The organism is Streptomyces sp. NPDC048643, assembly GCF_040650615.1.
Lineage (GTDB): Bacteria > Actinomycetota > Actinomycetes > Streptomycetales > Streptomycetaceae > Streptomyces.
On record NZ_JBEZHO010000071.1, the window covers coordinates 1 to 20,499 of the forward strand.

The window sequence follows — 20,499 nt, forward strand, 5'->3', positions numbered from 1 at the left end:
ACCTGAAGAACCCGCAGTCCGGCCGCTACCTCGACGTCCCCGGCGGCAGCACCGCCAACGCCACCCGCCTGCAGATCTGGGACCGCAACACCAACCCCTGGCAGACCTGGCACCTCCCCACGTGACCCACCAGGACTTCTTCCATCGGGGCCGTCGGAGCGCACCGCTCGGACGGCCCCGAGCTACTGTTCGGGGCCGTTGACCGCCTTGCTACCGGGCGCCCGTCGGCCGGCGGTCGGCGGCGAGGAACGCGGCGCCGACGAGGCCGGCGTCGGCCCGCAGGGCGGCGCGCTCGATGCGTACCCCGGCCGCGAACGGGAGGACCGCGTAGGTGGCCAAGTGGGCTCTGAGGGGCGGGAAGAGTACGTCGTGCGCCTCGGCCACGCCGCCGCCGATGACGGCCATCTCAATCTCGACGAGGGTCGCGACCCCCGCGATGGCTGCCGCCAAGGCCCGCGCGGCCGTGTCGAAAGCGGCCAGAGCGACGGGGTCACCGGCGCGGGCGTCAGCCGCCAACGCGGCGCCGTCCGCCGGACCCGCGGGACGCCAGCCGTTCCGCAGTGCCCGCCTGGTGAGGGAGGTGCCACTGGCCAACTGCTCCACGCAACCGCGTGAACCGCACACGCAGGTCTCGCCCAGGAGGTCGACACTGATGTGCCCGAGATGCCCCGCGTTCCCGGTGGGGCCGTTGCGTACCACCCCGTCCAGGACAAGACCCGCGCCGACGCCGGTGGAGACCACCATGCACAGGGCGTCGCGGCAGCCGCGGGCCGCTCCGATCCAGTGCTCCGCGGCGGTCATCGCGACCGCGTCCCCGCACAGCGCGAGGGGCAATCCGTCGGCCTCCGGCACGGCACGGACCTCTTCGACCAGAGCGAAGTCCCGCCAGCCGGGGACATTGACCGGGCTCACCCGGCCCCGGGCTATGTCGACCGGGCCCGCACTGGCGATGCCCAGCGCCTCCACCCGCCTCCATTCCGGCACCGCGGCCAGCTCTTCCAGCACCTCTCGCACAGCCCCGAACACCTCCGCCGCCGAGCCTGCCTCGGGGGTGCGGCGCTCGGCCCGGTACAGGAGTGAGCCGTGGGGGTCGAGGACGGCACCGGCAACCTTCGTGCCGCCGATGTCCAGGGCCGCCAAGAAGCGGTCGCGGACCGGTTGCCGGGGCGCGGGCGGTATCTCGGAGGCGCTGATGGTCATGGCTGTTCTCCGTCCGGAGGGAGGGCCTCGGCGAGCACATCGTCGTCGGGGCGGGAACGCAGGGGAGTGTAGCGTTTTAGTAACGGTCGATGCGGCAAGTGTCCCCGTCAGTACCAGGCACCCGCCTCGTACCTTCTATGGACATCCCAGTGGCGAGATGGTCCACAACACCGACCACCGTCCGGCGCCATCGGGCCACAGAACCGGCCGCCGGGTGCGCCCTGTTGAACGTCCTGGCGACCTCCGGATCAGCGTGAGCGTTGCCACAGTCGAGGGCGATGCCACTCCGCTCCAGGCTCGGCCCAACCGACTCCGTCCGCAGCACCGCCCTGGCCGTGGACAACCCCGCAACGGCCGCCCGGACAAAGGCTGTTGCGGCATGGGACATGCAGACGACCGCCGAGGTCGCGACGGGCGCGGCGGTCGTCTACACCTGAGGCTGTCGCTGCGCCCGCAGGAAGTCGCGGAACCAGCGAGCGCTCTCCTTGGGGGTGCGGGCCATGGTCTTCCGGTCCACCGAGACGAGACCGAAGGTCGGGCCGTAGCCGTGCGCCCACTCGAAGTTGTCCAGCAACGTCCACACGAAGTAGCCGCGCACGTCGACGCCCTGGACATGCGCCTCGGCGACCGCGTCGATGTGCGCGGCGAGGAAGGCGATGCGGTCCCCGTCGCAGACCCGGCCCTCCTCCAGGGTGGCGTCGGTGAAGGCGCCACCGTTCTCCGTGATGACCAGGGGGACGGCAGGGTACTCGCGGGAGACGCGCAACAGCAGATCCGTGAGGCCGTCCGGGGTGACGGGCCAGCCGAGTGCCGTGACCGGCCCGTCCTCCTCACGGACGGGGCGACCGGCGGCGATTCGCTCGCTGAAGTAGTAGTTGACGCCGAGGACGTCGATCGAGGTGGCGATGATGTCCAGGTCGCCGTCCTGGACCGGGAGGGTGATGCCCTCCTCCGCCAGGTCGGAGACGACGTCTTCGGGGTACGTGCCGAGAAGTATCGGGTCGAGGTACAGGCGGATACCGAGGCCGTCGGCGCGGCGGGCCGCTGCGACGTCCTCGGAACTGTCGGTGGCGGGCAGGCTCGGGGTGAGGTTCAGAGTGAGTCCGAAGTCGTGCTCAGGACCGGCCTGTTCCTGCATCCGGCGCACCGCCTCGCCGTGCCCGAGCAACAGGTGGTGGACGGCGTGCAGGGCTGCCCGACGGTCGCGGCGGCCCGGGGCGTGCATGCCGTCTGCGTAGCCGTACATCGCCACGCACCAGGGCTCGTTGAGGGTCGTCCAGGCGTGGACGCGGTCGCCGAGCCGGTCGAAGACGAGGGCTGCGTAGTCGGCGAAGCGGTGGGCGGTGTCGCGGTGCGGCCAGCCGCCGGCATCCTCCAACTCCTGAGGCAGGTCCCAGTGGTAGAGGGTCAGCCAGGGGTCGACGCCCTTGGCGAGCAGCCGGTCCACCAGCCGGTCGTAGAAGTCGAGGCCCGCCCGACTGGCGGGACCTCGGCCGCCGGGCTGGACGCGGGGCCACGAGACGGAGAAGCGGTAGGTGTCCACGCCCAGACCCGCCAGCAGGTCGACGTCCTCCGGCATGCGCCGGTAGTGGTCGCAGGCCAGGTCGCCGGTGTCGCCCGCGGCGACCGCGCCGGGAACCCGACAGAAGGTGTCCCAGATGGAGTCGGAACGGCCGTCGGCTGTCGGGGCCCCCTCGATCTGGAAGGCGGAGGTGGCCACGCCGAAGCGGAAGTTCTCCGGGAGGAGGCGGGCACGGTCGGGCTGGGGGAACGGAGGCTGGGGCACGGGGCGGTTCCTCGGCTCTCGTCGCGGAGCACGGACGGCGGGTACGGTCACGCGTCGGCTGGGTGCGCTCAGCGTAGGAGCCCGGGTTGACTCTGTCTATAAAACGTTTGAGTAACCTCTTGATCCTGGCGAAATCCCAAGTGCCACGGTCTTCGTCAGCTGCGCAAGCTAGGGTGAGCGGGCGAGGTGCTCGCGCGCTCTATCCCCACCGGCCCCATGCGGCCCAGTGGGCGGTGCGCCCCGGCCCTCGGGAGCCAGGACACGACACGAAGGCGGAACCGCGGTGAGTCAGACGGCAGCGTCACCGAGCGACCGGCGCAGGGTGACGATCAAGGACGTCGCCAAACTGGCCGGCGTCTCGCCCTCTGCGGTGACCATCGCGGTGCACGACAAACCCGGCGTGTCGGCCAAGACCAAGGAGCGGATCCTCCGGGCCGCCCGTGAGCTCGGCTGGAGTCCCAACCAGGCCGCGCAGTCGCTGTCTGGGCAGGCCCTGCACACGGTGGGCCTGGCCATCGCCAGACCGGCCCGGATGCTGGGTCTGGAGCCGTTCTACATGGAGTTCATCTCGGGCATCGAGAGTGTGTTGAGCCGGCACGCGTGCTCGCTGCTGCTTCGGCTCGTGGAGGCGGAGGAGGAGATCGAGGTCCACCGGGAGTGGTGGCAGGGCAACCGAATCAGCGGCAGCATCCTGGTCGACCTGCGGGTTGACGACCCGCGCGTCGCGGCTCTGTCGGCGATCGGCCTGCCCGCCGTCGTCGTCGGGCATCCCTCGCTGGCCGGGCCGTTCACCTCGGTGTGGACCGACGACGCGGCGGCGTCGGTGGAAGCCGTGCGCTACCTGGCCGCGCTCGGCCATCGCCGGATCGCCCGGGTCAGCGGGCCCGCCGAACTGGGCCACAGCGCCATCCGCACCAAGGCGTTCACGGAGACCGCCGCAGAACTCGGCCTCCAGGCCCGGACAGTGGTCGCCGACTTCTCCGCCGACCAGGGCAGCCGCGCATGCCGGACACTCCTGCTGGCCGCTGAACGCCCAACGGCCATCGTCTTCGACAACGACCTGATGGCGGTCACGGCCTTGGGCGTCGCCTCGGAGTTCGGCCTGTCGGTGCCGCAGGACCTGTCACTGCTCGCCTGGGACGACTCCCAGCTGTGCCAGTTGACCCGACCCACCCTGTCCGCGATGCAACACGACGTCTTCTCCTTCGGCGCGGACGTCACCGAGACACTGTTCGACGTCATGACACACCGGGAAACGTCCTCGCACACCGCGCAGGTGCCCAGCCTGGTGCCACGCGGCTCCACCGCACCGCCGCCGCGCGGCTAGCGATCTCGTAGTGAGTCTGCTCAGCACCCCGTGAGTCGTCTTCCGCACCAGTTCACGGATTCGCCCGACGGGTGCCGGCTGGCGTCGGTCTGCACGGTGGGAACCGGACCGTGGCGGCCCAGACTCCGCCCCTCGGGTATCGCAAACTTCTCCGTTGCGGGCGGCGTCCGCCCCGCGCCATGACTGTCCCCGGTTGCGGCGACCGTCGGCACGAACGTGTGGCTGGGGTGCCTGGCCCGCCTTCTCCGGCTCAGTCTTCGTCGTCGGGGAAGAAGGTATCGGCGAGGTGTTCCAGCTCGGTGTCGCTCAGCTCTGGCGGGGTCCATCCTCGGCCGCGCGCGTGATCGACGAACCGGGCGTCGACAGGCACGTGGTACCGCTCCAGAAGGCGTTCCGCGAGATTGCCCGGCACCGCAACGCGTCGGCATCGGCGCTGCTCGCCTGCCTGGCGGACAAACAGGCGAGGCCCATCGCCGCCGGCCATGCGGCGCTTCCGCCGCCGATCATCGAAGAGCTGCTCACCGACGCCGACCGGCGGGTGGTGGAGGCCGCAGCCGCCAGCCCTTCACTGCCGCTCACCGTGATGTCGGATCTGACACCCCGGCTGTAACCTCTGGCCGCCGGCTGACCTGTCTGGCCGCGCGGGCTCCGGGTCCCCCGGACGGAGCCCGCGCGGCCTCACGGCATCCGACCGTCAACTTCCTTGAGGCAGCCGGGGCGTGATCCTGAAGAGCTCGCCGTCAACCTGGCCGATGAGGCTGTGGCCGTAACTCATGAGCTCCGGAGCGATCCCGGCCTCCATCGGGCTCTTCGGCAGTGGCACCTGGCCGCGCCAGCGCACCGCACCACTGTCGAGATCGAGGCCCACCAGGTGCCCGGACGGGTCGAGGTAGTACGCCACCCGGCTGGTGAGGTCCACCGCGGCGGCGGAGGGCAACTCGCGCATCGTGGGGTCGGTCGCCTTACGCAGCGTCAGCCCGAGGTCGCGCGACCACAGCCTCTTGCCGCTCTCGGCGGAGTACGCGATGGCGCTGCCGCTTCTGTCGCCGCCCAGGATGAGGCCGTCCGCGACCACACCCGTCGGCAGGCGGTCCAGGCGGTGCTTCGTCACCGAGCCGGAACGAGTGTCGACGCGGGTCAGGGTGGCGGGGCCGGGGTCGCCGAAGAACTTCTGTCCGCCGGCCATGCCGCCCAGCAGCACGGCTTCGCCGTCCGTCCCGATGTACAGGGTCGGTCCCTTGACGGTCGCGACCGTCCGCGGCGTGCCCGTCGCCGGGTCGAGGCGGACGACGGTGCTCTGTTGCGGGGCCTTCTCGCTGTCCGGCGAGCACGTGAGGTACGGGACACCGCCGATCACGGCCCGATCGCAGTCGGCCTTCTTCCATTTGTACGTCCACAGCGTCCGGCCCGTCGTGCCGTCCAGAGCGGCCACACTCTTGAAGGTCGGGGAGTTGGCGAGGATTCCCCCGTCGAACAGGACGGCGGAGGTCCGGCCTCGGCTGTCGTCGGCCAGCTCGTGCTTCCACAGAACCTGCCGGCTGCGGACGTCCAGGGCGACCAGGTCGGTGCCGGCCCGGGAGGCGCCCGGGGCGTGATCAGCGTAGGTGTACAGCACCCCGTCACGGACACCCGGCATCGATCCTGATGGGGTGCTGCTGCCGTTGGCGGCCTTGGCCTTCCGCTGCCATTCGACCTTTCCGGAAAGGGCGTTCACGCCAAGGGTGTCGTACTCCATCCCTCGGCAGTACACGTCACCGGTATCGGCGCCGAGCGTGCAGGCGTCCCAGGACTTGGCGGGCAACGTGGTCTGCCAGAGGAGTTTGCTCTGCTTGCTCACCCGCGCGGCCGGCGGCTGCGCACCGTCGTCGGCGCCCGCACCGGTGGCGATGACAGCGCCCAGGGTGATGCCGGCCAGCCCGAGGGCGGCGCCGGTGACGCGCACGAGGTTCCGTCGCCGTCGGCGGCGGACGATGCGGTCGGCGATGTCCGCAGGAGCGCCGGGGCCCAGGGGGGTCCAGGCGTGCAGGACATCCCGGAGCGCGCGGTCCAGCTGGTCGGTGTTCTGGTCGGCACTCATGTGCGGGCTCCCTTCAGGGACAAGTCGTTCGAGGTGGTTGTTGTGGTCTGTTCGGGGGCGCCCAGTTCCGGCGCGAGTTTGCGCAGCCGGGCCAGCGATCGGTGGGTGGTGCTGCGTACGGTGCCCACCGAGCAGCCGAGCGCGGCGGCGACCTCTGTCTCGGAGAGGTCCTCGAAGTAACGCAGCACCAGGACCGTGCGTTGTCGCGCTGTCAGTCGGGCCAGCGCCTGGCCCACGGTGATCCGCAGGTCGGCGGCGGATGTGCCGTCGGTGACACCAAAGCTCTCGGGCGGTGCGGCGAACGTCGCTTCGCGGTGCGGTCGACGCAGCCGCCAGCGGCTGATCTGATGCCGGTACATCACCTTGCGCACGTAGCCTTCCGGGTCCTCGATGTGCCGCCAGCGACCCAGCGCCTTCATCAGAGCGGTCTGCACAAGGTCTTCGGCCTCGTGGCGGTCACCGCCGGTGAGCAGGTTCGCCAGGCGCAGCAAGGCGCTCCATCGGGCATCGACGAAGTCCCGAAATCTCTCGTGGTCCTGCGGGTCCATGGGCCCTCCCGTTTCTCAACGCCCTCAAGGACGCACGAGCGGTCGGCAATCTATGTCTGCCGTCGCGAGATTCTGGAGCGCGGTCGGTGAACTCGGCGATCTCGGGTGGCGGGTGAAGACCCGGCCGACGTCCCGGCAACGTCCTCCCTGCGGGCGCGAGGGTGTTCCGTGCAGAATCCCGAGATACCGTTCCCCGCGCTTGGACAAGGCGCCTTCTTCACCGGCGTCGGCGAGTTGGTCGGCATTCGTGCGCCTGAGATGGCCACTCGGTCGCTTCAGTCGCTCTTCGGTCCATCGCCTGATCGTCTGACGTGCTGGGATGGTTTCGTACGGTGCCGGGGCGTGATGAGCGCCGCGTCCGGCTCCCCGCACGAGCGGGGCTCGATGGTCCGGGTTCCGAGCGCGCTGGGATGGGCCCTCTGCGAGAACGCTGTTGGGTAGAGGTACCGCTGCTCCCCGTATGAGCGGGGGAGCAGCGGGTTGACGATGGGGGTGGAATGGGAATCTCGACGGCGACGGTGCGCGCGGTGAATGGGTTGACCGCGCGGTGGGCGGGTGTCTCGGAGGGTGGCACCGCCTTCTCGGGGGCTGGGGTGTGGCCTCTGTTGGCCTACCTGGCCGATGGAGCTGGAGGTGTGGCCCGGACCGAGTTGGCGGAGACTCTCGGGCTTCCAGCGGGGCAAGCGGCGCAGTCCGCACGTGAGTTGCTCGCCGCGATGGGCACCATGCGGGGACTCGACACGGCTCTGGGGCTGTGGACTCAACGCACCCTGGAGTTGAGGAAGGAGTGGGAGACGGGGCTGCCGGTTGACGCTCACGGGGTGCTCACCGGAGACCCTGTGGCAGACCACCGGGCGCTGGACGCCTGGACGGTGAAGCGGACCGGCGGGCTGATCGACCGTATGCCGGTCATGCTGACTGAGGGCACGCAGATGGTGCTGGCGAGCGCGCTGGCCTTGCGCACGCAGTGGCTGAGCCCTTTCCACGAGGTGGAATTGGATACCGCTTACCAGCCGTGGGCCATCACGGCGCGGATGGGACTGCGGCGCTCCAGCACGGTGCTGGACCGCGTGGGGGTGGCCGACACGCCGGGCGGGCATGTCACCGAGTTGAAGGTGTTGGGGAACAACGCCCTGGACGTGCACCTGCTTCTCGGCGAGGAGGGCATGACGCCGGGGCAGGTGCTGGGAGCCGGGGTCGACATCCTTGCCGGCCGACGAGCGGTCGTGCCGGGACCGCAGCTGCCCTACGGGAACGTGGGCCCCGGATTGCAGGTGGAGAAGGTGCGCAGCCCGCGGCCCCAGCCGCCGTCGCTGGAGGTGACGACAGCGGCGTACACAATGAATGCGAGCCACGATCTGCTGAAGCTGGACTCGTTGTTCGGGCTCACGACCGCACGGGACACCTCGCGCGGGCACTTCCCCGGCATCAGCGACTTCCCGCTCGCCATCGGGTCGGCCAAGCAGAACGCGATGGCGAGGTTCGGCGCGTTGGGCTTCGAGGCCGCCGCGGTGACGGCGTTCGCCCTCAGCGCTGGGGGCGTGCCCGAGCTCCGCTACGTGACCACCCGGATCAGCGCCGCCTTCGACCGTCCCTTCGGCTTCCTCGCCCTGCATCGCCACACCCGGCTCGTGCTGATGGCGGGCTGGGTCACGGATCCGTTGCCACTCCCCGAGTACGACGAGGACGACGAGTGGTGAGCCGGACGACGACGCGCACCGCTCGTGCGGCCAAGTCCGACGCCGTGCTGGGTAGGTCACATCAGCAGGGCCCGGCGCAGTAGTCGTAACCTTTCGCAGCGGCTGGTTTGCAGGCCGGAGCTTGTCGGGCTCGTTGCGAGGTGCTCTGCGGTCGCCGCGGGGGCGGAGCTCGGCGATGTAACTGTTCCTGCTCCCGGTAGCAGGTCTCGTAGGAAAAGCCTTGGTCAGCGCCGGATTGCCTGTGGTAGACCGAAGGTCTGCCACGACCCTTTCCGGAGATCTTCATGCGCCGTCTCGCCGTCTTTCTCGCCTCGTCCAGCGGAAGCGACCCGGCGCACGCCGCGCTGGCTGCCAGCGTTGGCACAGAGCTGGCCCGGCAGGGAATCGGTCTCGTCTACGGCGGTGGCCGCCGCGGCCTGATGGGCGTGGTGGCGGACAGCGCGCTGAAGGCGGGTGGCGAGGTCATCGGTGTCATGCCGCGCAGCATGGTCGAACGAGAGTGGGCGCATAAAGGGGTGACGGAGCTGCTCATGTGCGACTCGATGCACGAGCGCAAGGCCCTCATGGCCGAGCGTGCCGACGCCTTCGTCGCTCTGCCCGGCGGTCTCGGGACCCTGGAAGAGGTCTTCGAGGTGTGGTCTTGGCGCCAACTCGGATTCCATGCCAAGCCCATCGGGTTCCTTGACGCCGGGGGCTTCTGGACGCCGTTGCTCGCAGCCCTGCGCGACATCGCCGACTCTGGCTTCATCCCCGCATCCACTCTGGACGACCTCGCTGTTGCCCCCGATCTGCCCGGTTTGCTGGATGCGCTGCAGGAACGGCTCCGCAGCGCCCCGCAGCCGGCGCACGGAGAGAATCTGCGGTAGCTGATCAGGTCGCGAGGTGCCGAGGGCGTTTAGTCCGTTATTCGTTCACCTCTCCTGGGCGCGACCGGACCGAGCGGAGACTGGCCACATCGGGTTAACCCCTACCTGCTGGGGATGCCCTCAGCCCGGGGGTCGAAGCGCAACCAGGGCTCGATGTACCCGAGGAGTATGAAACGCTGACGGCTGTCGCCCGTGACCCTGGCAGCGCTGAGCTCCACCTCCTATGGCTGGTGCGCAATGCCAATACGGTCGTTTACGACACCGGGACCGGAAGGTAGGAAGACGTGGCGAACAGCCTTTCGCGGCAACACGGCGGGGCGCTGGACGATGATGCGGATGAGCAGGGCGGCGGAGTTCTCGTACCGGCCGTGTCACGCACGGTCCGTGTGCTGGACACCCTGGCTCGACACGTTGGTGGTGCGACGCTCACCGAGCTGGCCAAGAGCTGCTCGCTCGCCAAGAGCACGGCGTCGAACCTGATCCGGACGATGATGGCCGAGGGTTTGATCAGTTACGACAGTGGGACTCGGCGCTACAACCTCGGGCCGTTGCTGGTGGAATATGGCATCGCGGCGGTGACCCGCACCACGCCGGTCACTGAGGCGCGCCCGTATATGGAGCGGCTTGCCGAGCGGACGCAGCTGGCGTGCCTCGCGATCCAGCCGATGCCTGACGGGCACTTCACCGCGATCGCCAAGATCGAGAGCCGCAAAGATATCAAGATCACGATTGAGATAGGGGCTCGCTTCGATCGGACCGCACCGTTGCTCAGCCGACTGATCGCCGCTTGGGACGAGTCCGTGGCGGAGGTCGTGAGGCCTGACGGGCCGAGTCGTGCGGAACTGCGTGCCAACGGTTTTGGTGCCGTCTTCGGCGAGTACCGCCCTGAACTCAACGTCGTGGGTTTCCCGGTCTTCGACCGAGATGGATACCCCTGCCTGTTGATCACCTTGCTCGGTATCGGCGCGGATCTCATGCCGCAGGATGTCGAGGAGCTGGCGGAATACCTGGTGGTCGCGGCTCGGGCCATCACTACCCGCAGTGGTGGACGGGTACCGGCTGATTACCCCGAAAATGGGGACGAATCTACCGTTTAAAGAGGTTCCGACCTCACTTGCTCAGCTTCGAGTGGTGTGGCCAGCCGGCTTCGGTGCGGGGTCGATGTGCGGGCTGAGGGAGCCTCGGGGCCCCGCGTGAACGGGGCCTCCGGCGGTGGGTTCCCGCGTCGTGCCGACGTCCTTCTGGGTTCGATCGCCTCCTTGAGCCGGAGCAGCCTGAACCCGGACCCCGTCATCGGAGGGACGCGCCTGCTTCCGGCCGGCCGGTGTCGTCTTCTCGTTCGTGCACGGCCTGCCCTGGACGGGCTTGGGCGTCATCAAGCCTGCGATCGGCGCGAGCGGCACCCTCTAGTTCGGATCTGTCGACTCCACGACCATGACTGTCAACGGCTCTCAAGTCGTGGGTGCTCGGGGTGAGATCAGCCTGAAGTCAGGCGTGCCTTCCTCGTTGCTCGCGCTCCTTGATCGGACGAGAGGACCTAGCCGTACGCGGAGTGGGCATGTTGGCCCACATGCCGCAAAGCAGCCCGATGCGCGAGTGCCTCCGGCTGAGTCGACCCCAGTGCCTTGACGGCGCAGGCAGGGGGGTGCAGGATCGGAACATGGAAACTGAATCAGTTTCCGGCGTTTCCATGGGTGATGCACAGCGTGCCGACCTCATCGTGGAAGCCGCCGGTCGACTCTTTTTCGCCCCGGGGTGCCCGCGGGTGAGTATGGACGACGTCGCTCGCGAGCTCGGGATGAGCAAGAAGACGATCTACCGTCATTTCCCAGACAAGCGCAGCCTGCTGGCCGCAGTCCTGGATCGGAAGTTCGCCGCTGTGGAGCGCTCTTTGATCGCTGCTGTGGAGGGCGCCGAGGGGCAACCGTTGGATGTACGCATACAACGGTTCCTGATTGCGGCGGGCAATGAGCTGGACAAGCTCGGGGCGGCTCAGCTCGCTCTGGGTCGGGGTGATGCCATGTTGCGCCAGTACGTGGAGCAGCGGGTGGACGCGGTGATCTACCGCCGGCTCGACGAGTTGCTTGTAGACGGTCACCGGCAAGGGCTGTTGCCCGCACCGCCAGAACTGCTCAGTTCGATCATTTCTGGCGCACTCGAGCGGTTGCTCACCTCGCAGCTGCCCCGTGAACTCGACTGGACTGCAGCCGATCTACTGCGGGCGACCGTCGACACGGTGCTGTACGGGGCGATCCGCTCCGGGGACCCAGTCATCGGCGATGCGCCATACCGGGCTGCCGCTTCGAGCGTCCGCGGCGACAGCCCGGGATAGGCCCGTGGCAGAGGGTGGCTTGTCACCCTGCCGAGCCATTGAGTTCGTGAGGCGCCTCGCAGACTGTGACCGCGTGTAGGTCCCACGGCGTCGACGGTGGCTGTGCCCGGTGTGCCGAGGACCGAAGTACTGCGGCGTCGCGGGCGCGGCACCCAGCACTTGCCAACTCGTGGCCTGCAGCGACATGAGCGCAGGGTTGACGGCCTTGGTCGTTGACCTCTGCAGGAGTGGTCGCCCCGGACGCCCCGCGAGGTCCATGGCGGACAGTTTTGTTCACCAGCTCGCCCAGACCTGGGCTCGAGGAAGTTGCCAATCGCCCTGCCTGGGATGTGGCACCCCCATGACGGACGCTGTGGAGGTCCGCACCGGCCGCGGCCGGCCAACGGTGCTCCTGAATCGCGTGCGTCGAACTGCCGCGAGTACCGGTTGGTTGTGTGCTCTCCCGGCCGGATGGCGTTTCCACGAGCTCCGTCACGGCTGGGCCGGTGGCGAGTTGTCGGGAGTCAGGCTCTCGGACCCGTGGAGTCGTCCCGCACCCTTCGCGGTCGGCCTACGGCAGGACGGCCCTGGTTGACGGGCTACACGAAAGCAGGACGCGCATGCACACGATCGATCTCGCCTACGTGGGGCGTGGCCCGCACGAGGAACTCGTCGCGTACGTTGCCGATCAGCAGGACTACTACGCGGAGGAAGGCGTCCACGTCGCACTGCGCGACGGCTGCGCCTGGGATCCGGAACGGCTGCGCCGTGGCGCTGTCATCGGGCTCGGGCGAACGCTGCTCTCCCGACTCGTCGGTGGCATCCCCTGGGTCGCGCTGAACGTCAACACTCAGCGCCCACAGTTCTGGTTCCTCGCCCGCTCGGGCCTGAACTCCCTGGCGGATCTTGCCGGTCAGCGACTGGCGCTGCACCCCTCCCATACCGGGCCTGGGTGCTTCACCCGCATCATCCTGCGCAAGGCTGGCCTCGACCCGGACCGGGACGTGCACACCGTCGTCCGTTCGCCCGGCGACTACAGCATGGACCTGCGCCGACTGCGCGACGGCACGATCGACGCCGCCGTGGTCGGCGACACCATGGCGCCGGAGGCGGTGGCGGCCGAGAACGGATGGCAGGTGTTGGCTTTCGCCGGCGACCATTTCCAGATTCCCACCGTGGGCGTGGCCGTCGACCCCACTCACACCCGTCCGGACGATCCCGCGGTCCAGGCCGTCGTACGGGCCCACCGACGTGCCCTGCAATTGATCCAGAACGAACCCGACACCACCCAGCGGTGTCTCCAGAGCTTCCTCAGCGGACACACGCCAGAGGAAGTCCGAGCGCACTACGAGAAGTTCATAGCCCCGCACTTCAGTACGGACGGCCAAGTCGACCTCGCCGTCGGCGACGCCGCCATCACCGCGGTCGCCGCCGAACTGGGCGTCCCCGTCACATTTGCTGCATCGGACTTCTTCCGCACCGCGCACGCTGCCGACTAGCACCGCGGCACGCAAGTCGCCGCAGGCGCAGCTGGGTGGTCCCTGCCCGAAGCGTTCCGACAGCGGGCTTGTGGCGACCCATTTCCGGAGGAGTAGAGAGAGGCCGGCTTGTGAAAGAGTTTCTGGTTGAGGTCACTACCGCGATTCCTGAGGGAACCGATCCGGCCGAGGTGGACCGCCGTCGCGCCGCCGAGGCTGTTCGGGCAAGGGAGCTCATCGCCACGGGCCATTTGGTCCGGCTCTGGCGACCGGTCGGCGAGACGCGCAGCATCGCCCTGTGGCGCGCGGTCGACGAGGCCGAACTGTACGACAAGGTCCTCAACACGTTGCCGCTGTGGCCGTGGATGACCGGGGTCGTCACTGCTGTCGAGTCGCATCCGAACGACCCGGGCAAGGCGGGCGCCACCTCTTGAGGGTGTATTCCGGGGTTCCTCTCCGTCCCAAGTTCTCGCTCGCCCGGCCGCAGTGACTCCCGGCACGTCATCCGGGCACCTACGCGATCCTGCTCGGTCGGTGCGCCGGGGGCGTGCTGGACTGCGCAGGGCCTGTACCCAGGACGCCGAACCGCGCCGTCGCAAGCCAGATGTGTGAGTGAGGAACCGGCGTCCTGGTTCGGGGTGCCCTGTCGCATCAGCCCGAACGGGGACGCGGGTACTGCTGGTTGGTGGGTACCCGGGCGCGCCCAGAGGCCGTGCCCGGTCGATGTCATCGCGGTGGCTCCGGGCCCCGTCATGCCCAACTGCCCGTGCAGGCTGGGTCATTCGGCGTGGTCGTTGGGCGCCCTTCTGGCGATCGGCCTGTCGAGCCGGGGGCACGGCCCCGCGGCTCGGTCCTTTGGCCGGCCTTCCGGGGTCTCGGGCATCGCCAGATCGGCCGGGGAACGCCGATGTCCGCCCCTTACAGGTTTCTTGACGTGTGGACGACCCGTACCTACAGTCGTCCACAATGCTGATCCGAGTTCGAGATAATGAACAAAGGCGGTCCTGTGATGACGCAGGCTAAGGCTTTGCTGGGGACGCGTGTGATCGACGCCGCCACCATGGTGGCGGGCCCGCTGGGCGCGTCGATCCTGGCGGACTTCGGCGCGGACGTCGTGAAAGTGGAGCCCATCACGGGTGACGAGTCTCGAACTTTCGGGCCAGGTCGCGACGGTATGAGCGGTGTGTACTCCGGAGTCAACCGGAACAAGCGGGCAATCGCACTGGACCTTCGCACCGAGGAAGGGCGGGAGCTCTTTCACGAACTGTGCGCGGGAGCGGACGTGTTGATCGAGAACATGCTGCCCGGCGTACGGGAACGGTTTGGTCTGAATCCGGAGGCCCTCCGGCAGCGTCACCCGCACCTGATATGCCTCAACGTGAGCGGCTACGGCGAGCGCGGGCCGCTCGCCGGAAGGCCGGCGATGGATCCCGTTGCTCAGTCGCTCACCGGCCTCATGCACGCCACCGGCGACGAGGACGGCCCAGCCACCAAGGCGGGCCCTCCCGTCGCGGACAGCGCGGCCGGCTACCTGATCGCCATCGCAGCCTTGGTCGCGCTCCTGGCCAGGAAGCGCACCGGAAACGGGCAAGACGGTTCCGTCTCGCTGGTGGGCTCCCTGTTCCACTTGCAGGCGCCGTGGCTCGGCCAGTACTTGCTGGCCGATCACGCGCCGTCGCGCGTCGGCAATGCGAGCGCCTTCTACGCCCCATACAACGCCTACCCGACTCGGGACGGCGGATCTGTGCACGTGGTGGCGTTCAACGACCGTCACTTCGCACGGCTGGCGCATGTGGTGGACAAGCGGCTCCTCGACGACGAGCGATTCGCCGAGGCGGCGAGCCGACTCGCCCATCGCGAGGAGCTCGACGCGGCGCTGGCCCCGTGGTTCGCCGACCGGGACCGTGACGACGTCGTCGCACTCCTGAGCGAGCAGAACATCATCTGCGCCCCGGTACTGGCCTACGACGAGGCCGTGGCACACCCCCAGATCCGTGCGCTCGACCTAGTGGTCGACATCGAACACAGCACCCTTGGCCCACTCCAAGTGCCCGGTGTCCCCATCAAGTTGTCGGAAACCCCCGGGCGCGTGGAGCGGCCGCCGACATCGCTGGGCGAACACACGGCCGAACTGCTCGCAGAGCTCGGTCACGACAACCAAGACATAGCGCGTCTTATGACGGCCCAGGTCGTCCGCTGACGTCGAAACTCAGGCAAAGGAGCCTCACATGAAGGTTGGAATCAGGATCCCCGGCGCTGGACCGTGGGCAGGGCCGGACGCGATCAGCGAGGTCTCCCGCTACGCGGAGAAGATCGGCTTCGACTCGTTGTGGATGACCGATCACGTGGCGCTGCCCACGAAGGTGGAGACCCCCTATCCGTACACGACGGACGGCAAGTTCCTCTGGTCGCCCGAGACGCCGTACCTGGACTGCCTGACGGCTCTGACCTGGGCGGCGGCGGCGACGGAGACCGTTGAACTCGGCACCTCCTGTCTGATCCTTCCCTGGCGGCCGCTGGTACCGACGTCGAAGACTCTGGTGAGCATCGACGTCCTGTCCAAGGGTCGGCTGTCCGTCGCCATCGGCGTCGGGTGGATGAAGGAGCAGTTCGCGGCCTTGGGGGCGCCCTTCAAGGACCGGGGGCGTCGTGTGACCGAGATGGTCAACGCGATGCGGCAGATGTGGTCCGACGACGAGGTGGACTTCGACGGCGACTTCTACAACCTGCACGACTTCAAGATGTACCCGAAGCCCGTACGGGGCACCATCCCGATCTGGTTCGCCGGCTACAGCGAGGCCTCACTTCGCCGTATAGCCGCTATCGGCGACGGCTGGCACCCGCTGGCGGTCGGTCCCGAGGAGTACGCCGGCTACCTCGCCACCCTCCGCACGTACGTCGAGGAGGCCGGCCGTGACATGGGCGAGATCACGCTGACGGCGAGGCCGCTGCGTAAGGCTCCCTACAACGCCGAAACCATCGAAGCGTACGGCGATCTCGGCGTCAGTCACTTCATCTGCGACACATCCTTCGAGCACGCCACGCTCGACTCCGCGATGGAGGAACTCCAGGCTCTCGCCGAGGCCGTCCTGCCGACTGCCCACCGCCTTCCCTGACCCCCGAGTGAAGGAGATCGATCGTGCGTGCTCTGACCTCTCATGTCCCGCTGGTCATCGGTGACCAGCTTGCTGCAGCCTCGACAGGGGCGACCTTCGACAGCGTCAACCCGGCCGACGGCAGCGTCATCGCGAGCGTCGCGGAAGCCACGGCGGACGACGTCGCCCGTGCCGTCGAGGCGGCGCGCGCCGGCGCCAAGGTGTGGCAGCGGATGCGGCCGTCCCAACGAACGCGTCTGATGCTGCGCTACGCGGCGCTGATCGAGGCGAACAAGGAACAACTCGCTGAGCTGCAGACCCGAGACATGGGCAAGCCCATCCGCGAGTCGCTCTCGATCGACCTGCCCATCATGGTCGAGACACTCGAGTACTTCGCCGGTCTGGTGACAAAAATTGAAGGGCGGACCACACAGGCGCCCGGGCGTTTCCTCAACTACACCGTGCGTGAGCCGATCGGTGTGGTCGGCGCCATCACGCCGTGGAACTTCCCTGCCGTGCAGTCCATCTGGAAGATCGCACCGGCGCTGGCCATGGGCAACGCCATCATCCTCAAGCCCGCCCAACTGGCCCCGCTGGTACCGGTCGCACTGGGTGAGCTGGCGCTGGAAGCCGGGATCCCGGCCGGCGTGGTCAATGTCCTGCCCGGCCGGGGCTCGGTGGCCGGAAACGCCCTCGTCCGGAACGTGCACGTCGGCAAGATCACCTTCACGGGATCCACCGAGGTCGGCCAGGAGGTAGGCAGGATGGCTGCCGACCGGCTCATCACCACCTCTCTGGAACTCGGTGGGAAGTCTGCCCTGGTCGCGTTCTCCGACGCTTCTCCGAAGGCAATCGCCGACGTGGCCTTCACTGCCATGTACGGCAACCAAGGCGAGACGTGCACCGCTCCCAGCCGGCTGCTGGTCGAAAGGCCGATCTACGACGAGGTCGTCCAACTGGTCAAGACCCGGGTGGAATCCGCCAAGGTCGGTGACCCCCTCGACCCGGAGACGGAGATCGGCCCGCTCATCAACGCGGTGCAGCGCGACTCGGTCCACTCCTACGTCCTCTCCGGCGTTCAACAAGGTGCGGTCTTGCTGTCCGGAAGCACCGAAGCGCCGAAGGACCGTCCCGGTCAGGGCTTCTTCTACCAGCCCGCGTTGTTCGCTGACGTAACCGCCGACATGCGGATAGCGCGCGAGGAAATCTTCGGACCCGTCCTCAGCGTGCTGCCGTTCGACGGCGAGGAGCAGGCGCTGGCCCTGGCGAACGACACGATCTATGGCCTCGCCGCCGGTGTCTTCACCCGCGACGTGGGCCGGGCGCTGCGATTCGCCGGGACTCTGGACGCCGGAAACGTATGGATCAACAGCTGGGGCGTGCTCAACCCCGCGTCGCCCTACCGAGGGTTCCGGCACAGCGGCCACGGCAGCGACCTCGGTCAGAGTGCGATCGAGAGCTTCACGAAGGAGAAGAGCATATGGGCGCGGCTGGACTAGCGCCGGACGGCGCCGAGGGACCGGCCGTGTCCCGGCTGCGCGCACTGCGAGGTGTCGCCCGCTGGAAGCCGGCGTCGGACTACTCGATCACCCAGGATGCGCTCTTCGCGCAGGACCCGAGGGCGGTGGCCCTGCTCACCGCCGGACGGCACGAGCCGACCGAGATCACGTTCGGCGAGGTCCAACGTGCCGCGCTGCGCATCGCCGTCATCCTGGAGGCACGTGGTGTGAACCCGGGTGACCGCGTCGCCATGTATCTCGAACCCTCGCCCGCCGCGGCGGAGGCGGTCTTCGGAGTCCTGTCCGCTGGGGCTGTACTGCTTGCGATTCCCCGGCTCATGGCCGGCACATCCGTGGCCCATCGCCTGGGCGACTCGGGGGCGAAGATCCTGGTCACCGACGGGCCAGGGCTCGACCGCTTGAGGGCGACCGGATGTGCCATCGAGGACCGCATGGTCCTTAGGGTCGACGGCGCCGACGGACAGCACATCGCCGAGCAGCCCGGTGAGCCGCACCGCGAGGCCCCCCACCCCGGCGGCCCGACGCAACCGGCACTTCTGATGTACACCTCCGGGACCAGCGGCCCGCCCAAGGGAATCGTCCACGGCCACCAAGTCCTGCTCGGCCATGCGGGTGTGGACTGCGCGTTCGAGTTCTTCGAGCCGGGCGACGTCTACTACGGGACGGCCGACTGGGGGTGGATCGGCGGCCTCATGCTGGGGCTGCTCGTTCCGTGGTCGTTCGGTGTTCCGGTGATCGCGCAGCGGCAGACGCGCTTCGACCCGGACGTCGCACTGGATCTCTTCGCACGGTGCGGTGTCACCACCGCCTTCCTTCCGCCGTCGGTCCTGCGTCTGTTCCAGGCGAACGGCCGGGCGCCGGAACGAAGGCTGCGGGCCGTCGTCACCGGCGGAGAGCAGGCAGGCCGCTCCGAGATGGCGTGGGCTCGGCTCCACCTGGCCCAGGCGGTCAACAAGGCGTATGGGCAGACTGAGGCGAACGCACTCATCGGTGACGCGGGAGTCCTGGGTTCCGTCGATGACGACACGATGGGAACTGCCTACCCGGGACACCGCATCGCGCTCCTCGGCGAGGACGGTCAGGAGGTAGGTCGCGGCGAGGTCGGAGAGATCTCCGTAGGACTACCCGATCCGGTTGCGCTCCTCGGGGTGTGGGACTCCCAGTCGGCGCGTGCGGTACCACCGGAGGGCGCTTGGCACCGCACGGGGGATCTTGCCCGGCGCGCACACGCACGCCGGTTCGAGTACCTCGGTCGCGTGGACGACGTCATCAAGAGCCGCGGCTACCGGATCGGGCCGACGGAGATCGAGGACGCTCTGCTGAAACACCCGCGCGTTCTGGAGGCCGCGGCAGTCGGCATACCTGACAACAAGATCGGCCAGCAGATCAAGGTGTTCCTCAGGCTCAGCGAGAGTGAGAGCGGCGGGCTCGACGGCCCCCTCCGCGCGCAACTGGGCGAACTGGTGGCCACCTCGGTCGGCCCGCATGCCAGACCTCGTCAGTTCGAGGTGGTCGCCACCCTGCCGAGGAACGAGACCGGAAAGCTGCTCAGACGCCGGCTCACCCCACACAGCACCTGACAGGTAACGACGCTTCTATCGCTTCCAGCGGCCGGGCGGCGCAAGCCCAAGGCGTCCGAGACCGGCTGCTGGAATCTGTTCTCGCGTGAAGGCACCCCCGCCGAAGGCCTCCTGTCGCACCCGCCCTTGCCGCCCATCGAGGAGGGTCGCATCCGGGACCGCGACTTCGAATAACGCACCGATGAAAGGAATCATCATGCGCAAGTTCTGGCATGTGGGAATCAACGTCACCGACATGGACCGATCGATCGAGTTCTACAAGCACGTCGGCTTCGAGGTTGTGCAGGACAAGGTTGTCGACGACGTCAATCTGGCGCGGGCCTTCATGATCGAGAAGGGCAGCAAACTGCGCTTCGCGCACATGCGGCTCAACAACTCGCCCGATGAGGCGATGTTGGACATCATCGAGTGGCGTGACGTCCCGGCGACGCGTGAGCGGTCCATCGCCGACACCGTCAACCCCGGCCTGTGCCGGTTTTCGATCCTGACCGACGACATCCAGGGCGAGTACGACCGGCTAAGCGCCGCCGGTGTCGAGTTCCTGCATATGCCGCAGACCGTAATGGGTCCGGACGGCATGAACGGCTGGAGGATCCTTTTTGCCGTCGACCCCGACGGCACCCTCTTCCACTTCGTCGAACTGGTCGGGGACGCTGCTGCGCACGGGTGAGACATCTCTAACGGAATGCAGGAGATGTAACGAAAGACCCCTCAGAACAATGCGCCGTTACAACTAGGGGCCTTGCTCCTGGAGTACGCCGTCACGGCGATCACCCAGATCGCGCCGGTCACCGGGCGCGTTCGCCCGGTCGTGACATTTCGTGGCAGCGACCCCGCCGGATATCCCTGTCTCCTGAGCAGGCGCGATAAGGGGGCGGATCTCACGTGGCACGTTCGACGATCTGGCCAGGCACCCGGTGACCGCCGCTCGGGCATCACCATCCGCAGCGTCCGACGTGCCGTTCCACTATCCCGCAGCGGCGTTGAGGAAGCCGCCGGCTGACCCCTTCT

At 68.3% G+C, this 20,499-nt stretch carries 18 protein-coding genes and 1 pseudogene; 15 read left to right on the forward strand and 4 right to left on the reverse strand.

The annotated features are described in order from the left end of the window. Positions 1-2 precede the first annotated feature (2 nt). A complete protein-coding gene (locus AB0C62_RS39055; RefSeq protein ID WP_362981669.1) occupies positions 3-125 on the forward strand; it encodes an RICIN domain-containing protein in 123 nt (40 codons plus the stop codon). Positions 126-210: 85 nt separating this feature from the next. Here AB0C62_RS39055 and AB0C62_RS39060 read toward each other — a convergent pair whose 3' ends face one another. After that, positions 211-1,200 (reverse strand): ROK family protein, encoded by a 990-nt coding sequence (locus AB0C62_RS39060; RefSeq protein ID WP_362981611.1) that lies wholly within the window; start codon positions 1,198-1,200, stop codon positions 211-213. A 278-nt stretch (positions 1,201-1,478) separates the two neighbouring features. Here AB0C62_RS39060 and AB0C62_RS39065 point away from each other — a divergent pair, with 278 nt between their 5' ends. Continuing rightward, positions 1,479-1,637: a hypothetical protein gene (locus tag AB0C62_RS39065; RefSeq protein ID WP_362981613.1), complete on the forward strand. Its 159-nt coding sequence runs from the start codon at positions 1,479-1,481 to the stop codon at positions 1,635-1,637. Here AB0C62_RS39065 and AB0C62_RS39070 read toward each other — a convergent pair. Then, a complete protein-coding gene (locus AB0C62_RS39070; protein ID WP_362981615.1) occupies positions 1,628-2,986 on the reverse strand; it encodes a GH1 family beta-glucosidase in 1,359 nt (452 codons plus the stop codon). The two genes, AB0C62_RS39065 and AB0C62_RS39070, sit on opposite strands and share 10 nt — an antisense overlap. A 283-nt stretch (positions 2,987-3,269) precedes the next feature. On the opposite strand from AB0C62_RS39070, the gene AB0C62_RS39075 reads away from it, so the two are divergent. After that, positions 3,270-4,313, forward strand: coding sequence for a LacI family DNA-binding transcriptional regulator (locus tag AB0C62_RS39075; RefSeq protein WP_362981617.1), 1,044 nt, complete (start codon positions 3,270-3,272; stop codon positions 4,311-4,313). A gap of 376 nt (positions 4,314-4,689) precedes the next feature. Further along, positions 4,690-4,923 (forward strand): annotated as a pseudogene (locus AB0C62_RS39080) (hypothetical protein); the annotation flags it as partial. Between the two features lie 84 nt (positions 4,924-5,007). Here the strand turns inward: AB0C62_RS39080 and AB0C62_RS39085 are convergent. Further along, positions 5,008-6,390 (reverse strand): PQQ-binding-like beta-propeller repeat protein, encoded by a 1,383-nt coding sequence (locus AB0C62_RS39085; protein ID WP_362981619.1) that lies wholly within the window; start codon positions 6,388-6,390, stop codon positions 5,008-5,010. Further along, positions 6,387-6,938 (reverse strand): SigE family RNA polymerase sigma factor, encoded by a 552-nt coding sequence (locus AB0C62_RS39090; protein ID WP_362981621.1) that lies wholly within the window; start codon positions 6,936-6,938, stop codon positions 6,387-6,389. The genes AB0C62_RS39085 and AB0C62_RS39090 overlap by 4 nt, the downstream gene beginning before the upstream one ends. Before the next feature lie 497 nt (positions 6,939-7,435). Here AB0C62_RS39090 and AB0C62_RS39095 point away from each other — a divergent pair, with 497 nt between their 5' ends. From AB0C62_RS39095 to AB0C62_RS39145, 11 genes are all read left to right on the forward strand, one after another. Continuing rightward, complete coding sequence (locus tag AB0C62_RS39095) at positions 7,436-8,638, forward strand: serpin family protein (RefSeq protein ID WP_362981623.1); 1,203 nt, start codon at positions 7,436-7,438, stop codon at positions 8,636-8,638. Positions 8,639-8,922: 284 nt separating this feature from the next. Beyond that, entirely contained in the window at positions 8,923-9,504 is a 582-nt protein-coding gene (locus tag AB0C62_RS39100) for a TIGR00730 family Rossman fold protein (RefSeq protein ID WP_362981625.1), read from the forward strand. Positions 9,505-9,788: 284 nt separating this feature from the next. Then, the gene (locus tag AB0C62_RS39105) at positions 9,789-10,601 is read left to right on the forward strand and encodes a helix-turn-helix domain-containing protein (RefSeq protein WP_362981627.1); all 813 of its coding nucleotides are present in this window, start codon (positions 9,789-9,791) and stop codon (positions 10,599-10,601) included. Positions 10,602-11,164: 563 nt separating this feature from the next. After that, positions 11,165-11,836 carry a TetR/AcrR family transcriptional regulator gene (locus tag AB0C62_RS39110; protein ID WP_362981629.1) on the forward strand — a complete coding sequence of 224 codons (672 nt, stop codon included), beginning with the start codon at positions 11,165-11,167 and terminating at the stop codon, positions 11,834-11,836. A 599-nt stretch (positions 11,837-12,435) separates the two neighbouring features. Next, complete coding sequence (locus AB0C62_RS39115; protein ID WP_362981631.1) at positions 12,436-13,314, forward strand: ABC transporter substrate-binding protein; 879 nt, start codon at positions 12,436-12,438, stop codon at positions 13,312-13,314. Positions 13,315-13,424: 110 nt separating this feature from the next. After that, positions 13,425-13,727, forward strand: coding sequence for a muconolactone Delta-isomerase family protein (locus tag AB0C62_RS39120; protein WP_362981633.1), 303 nt, complete (start codon positions 13,425-13,427; stop codon positions 13,725-13,727). Between the two features lie 575 nt (positions 13,728-14,302). Beyond that, complete coding sequence (locus AB0C62_RS39125; RefSeq protein WP_362981635.1) at positions 14,303-15,493, forward strand: CoA transferase; 1,191 nt, start codon at positions 14,303-14,305, stop codon at positions 15,491-15,493. A gap of 28 nt (positions 15,494-15,521) precedes the next feature. Further along, positions 15,522-16,409, forward strand: a complete 888-nt coding sequence (locus AB0C62_RS39130; protein WP_362981637.1) for a TIGR03619 family F420-dependent LLM class oxidoreductase — start codon at positions 15,522-15,524, stop codon at positions 16,407-16,409. 23 nt (positions 16,410-16,432) lie between these two features. Beyond that, positions 16,433-17,887, forward strand: coding sequence for an aldehyde dehydrogenase family protein (locus AB0C62_RS39135; protein WP_362981639.1), 1,455 nt, complete (start codon positions 16,433-16,435; stop codon positions 17,885-17,887). Continuing rightward, positions 17,869-19,488, forward strand: a complete 1,620-nt coding sequence (locus AB0C62_RS39140) for an AMP-binding protein (RefSeq protein ID WP_362981641.1) — start codon at positions 17,869-17,871, stop codon at positions 19,486-19,488. The genes AB0C62_RS39135 and AB0C62_RS39140 overlap by 19 nt, the downstream gene beginning before the upstream one ends. A 196-nt stretch (positions 19,489-19,684) precedes the next feature. Beyond that, positions 19,685-20,158: a VOC family protein gene (locus AB0C62_RS39145; RefSeq protein ID WP_362981643.1), complete on the forward strand. Its 474-nt coding sequence runs from the start codon at positions 19,685-19,687 to the stop codon at positions 20,156-20,158. Positions 20,159-20,499 lie beyond the last annotated feature (341 nt).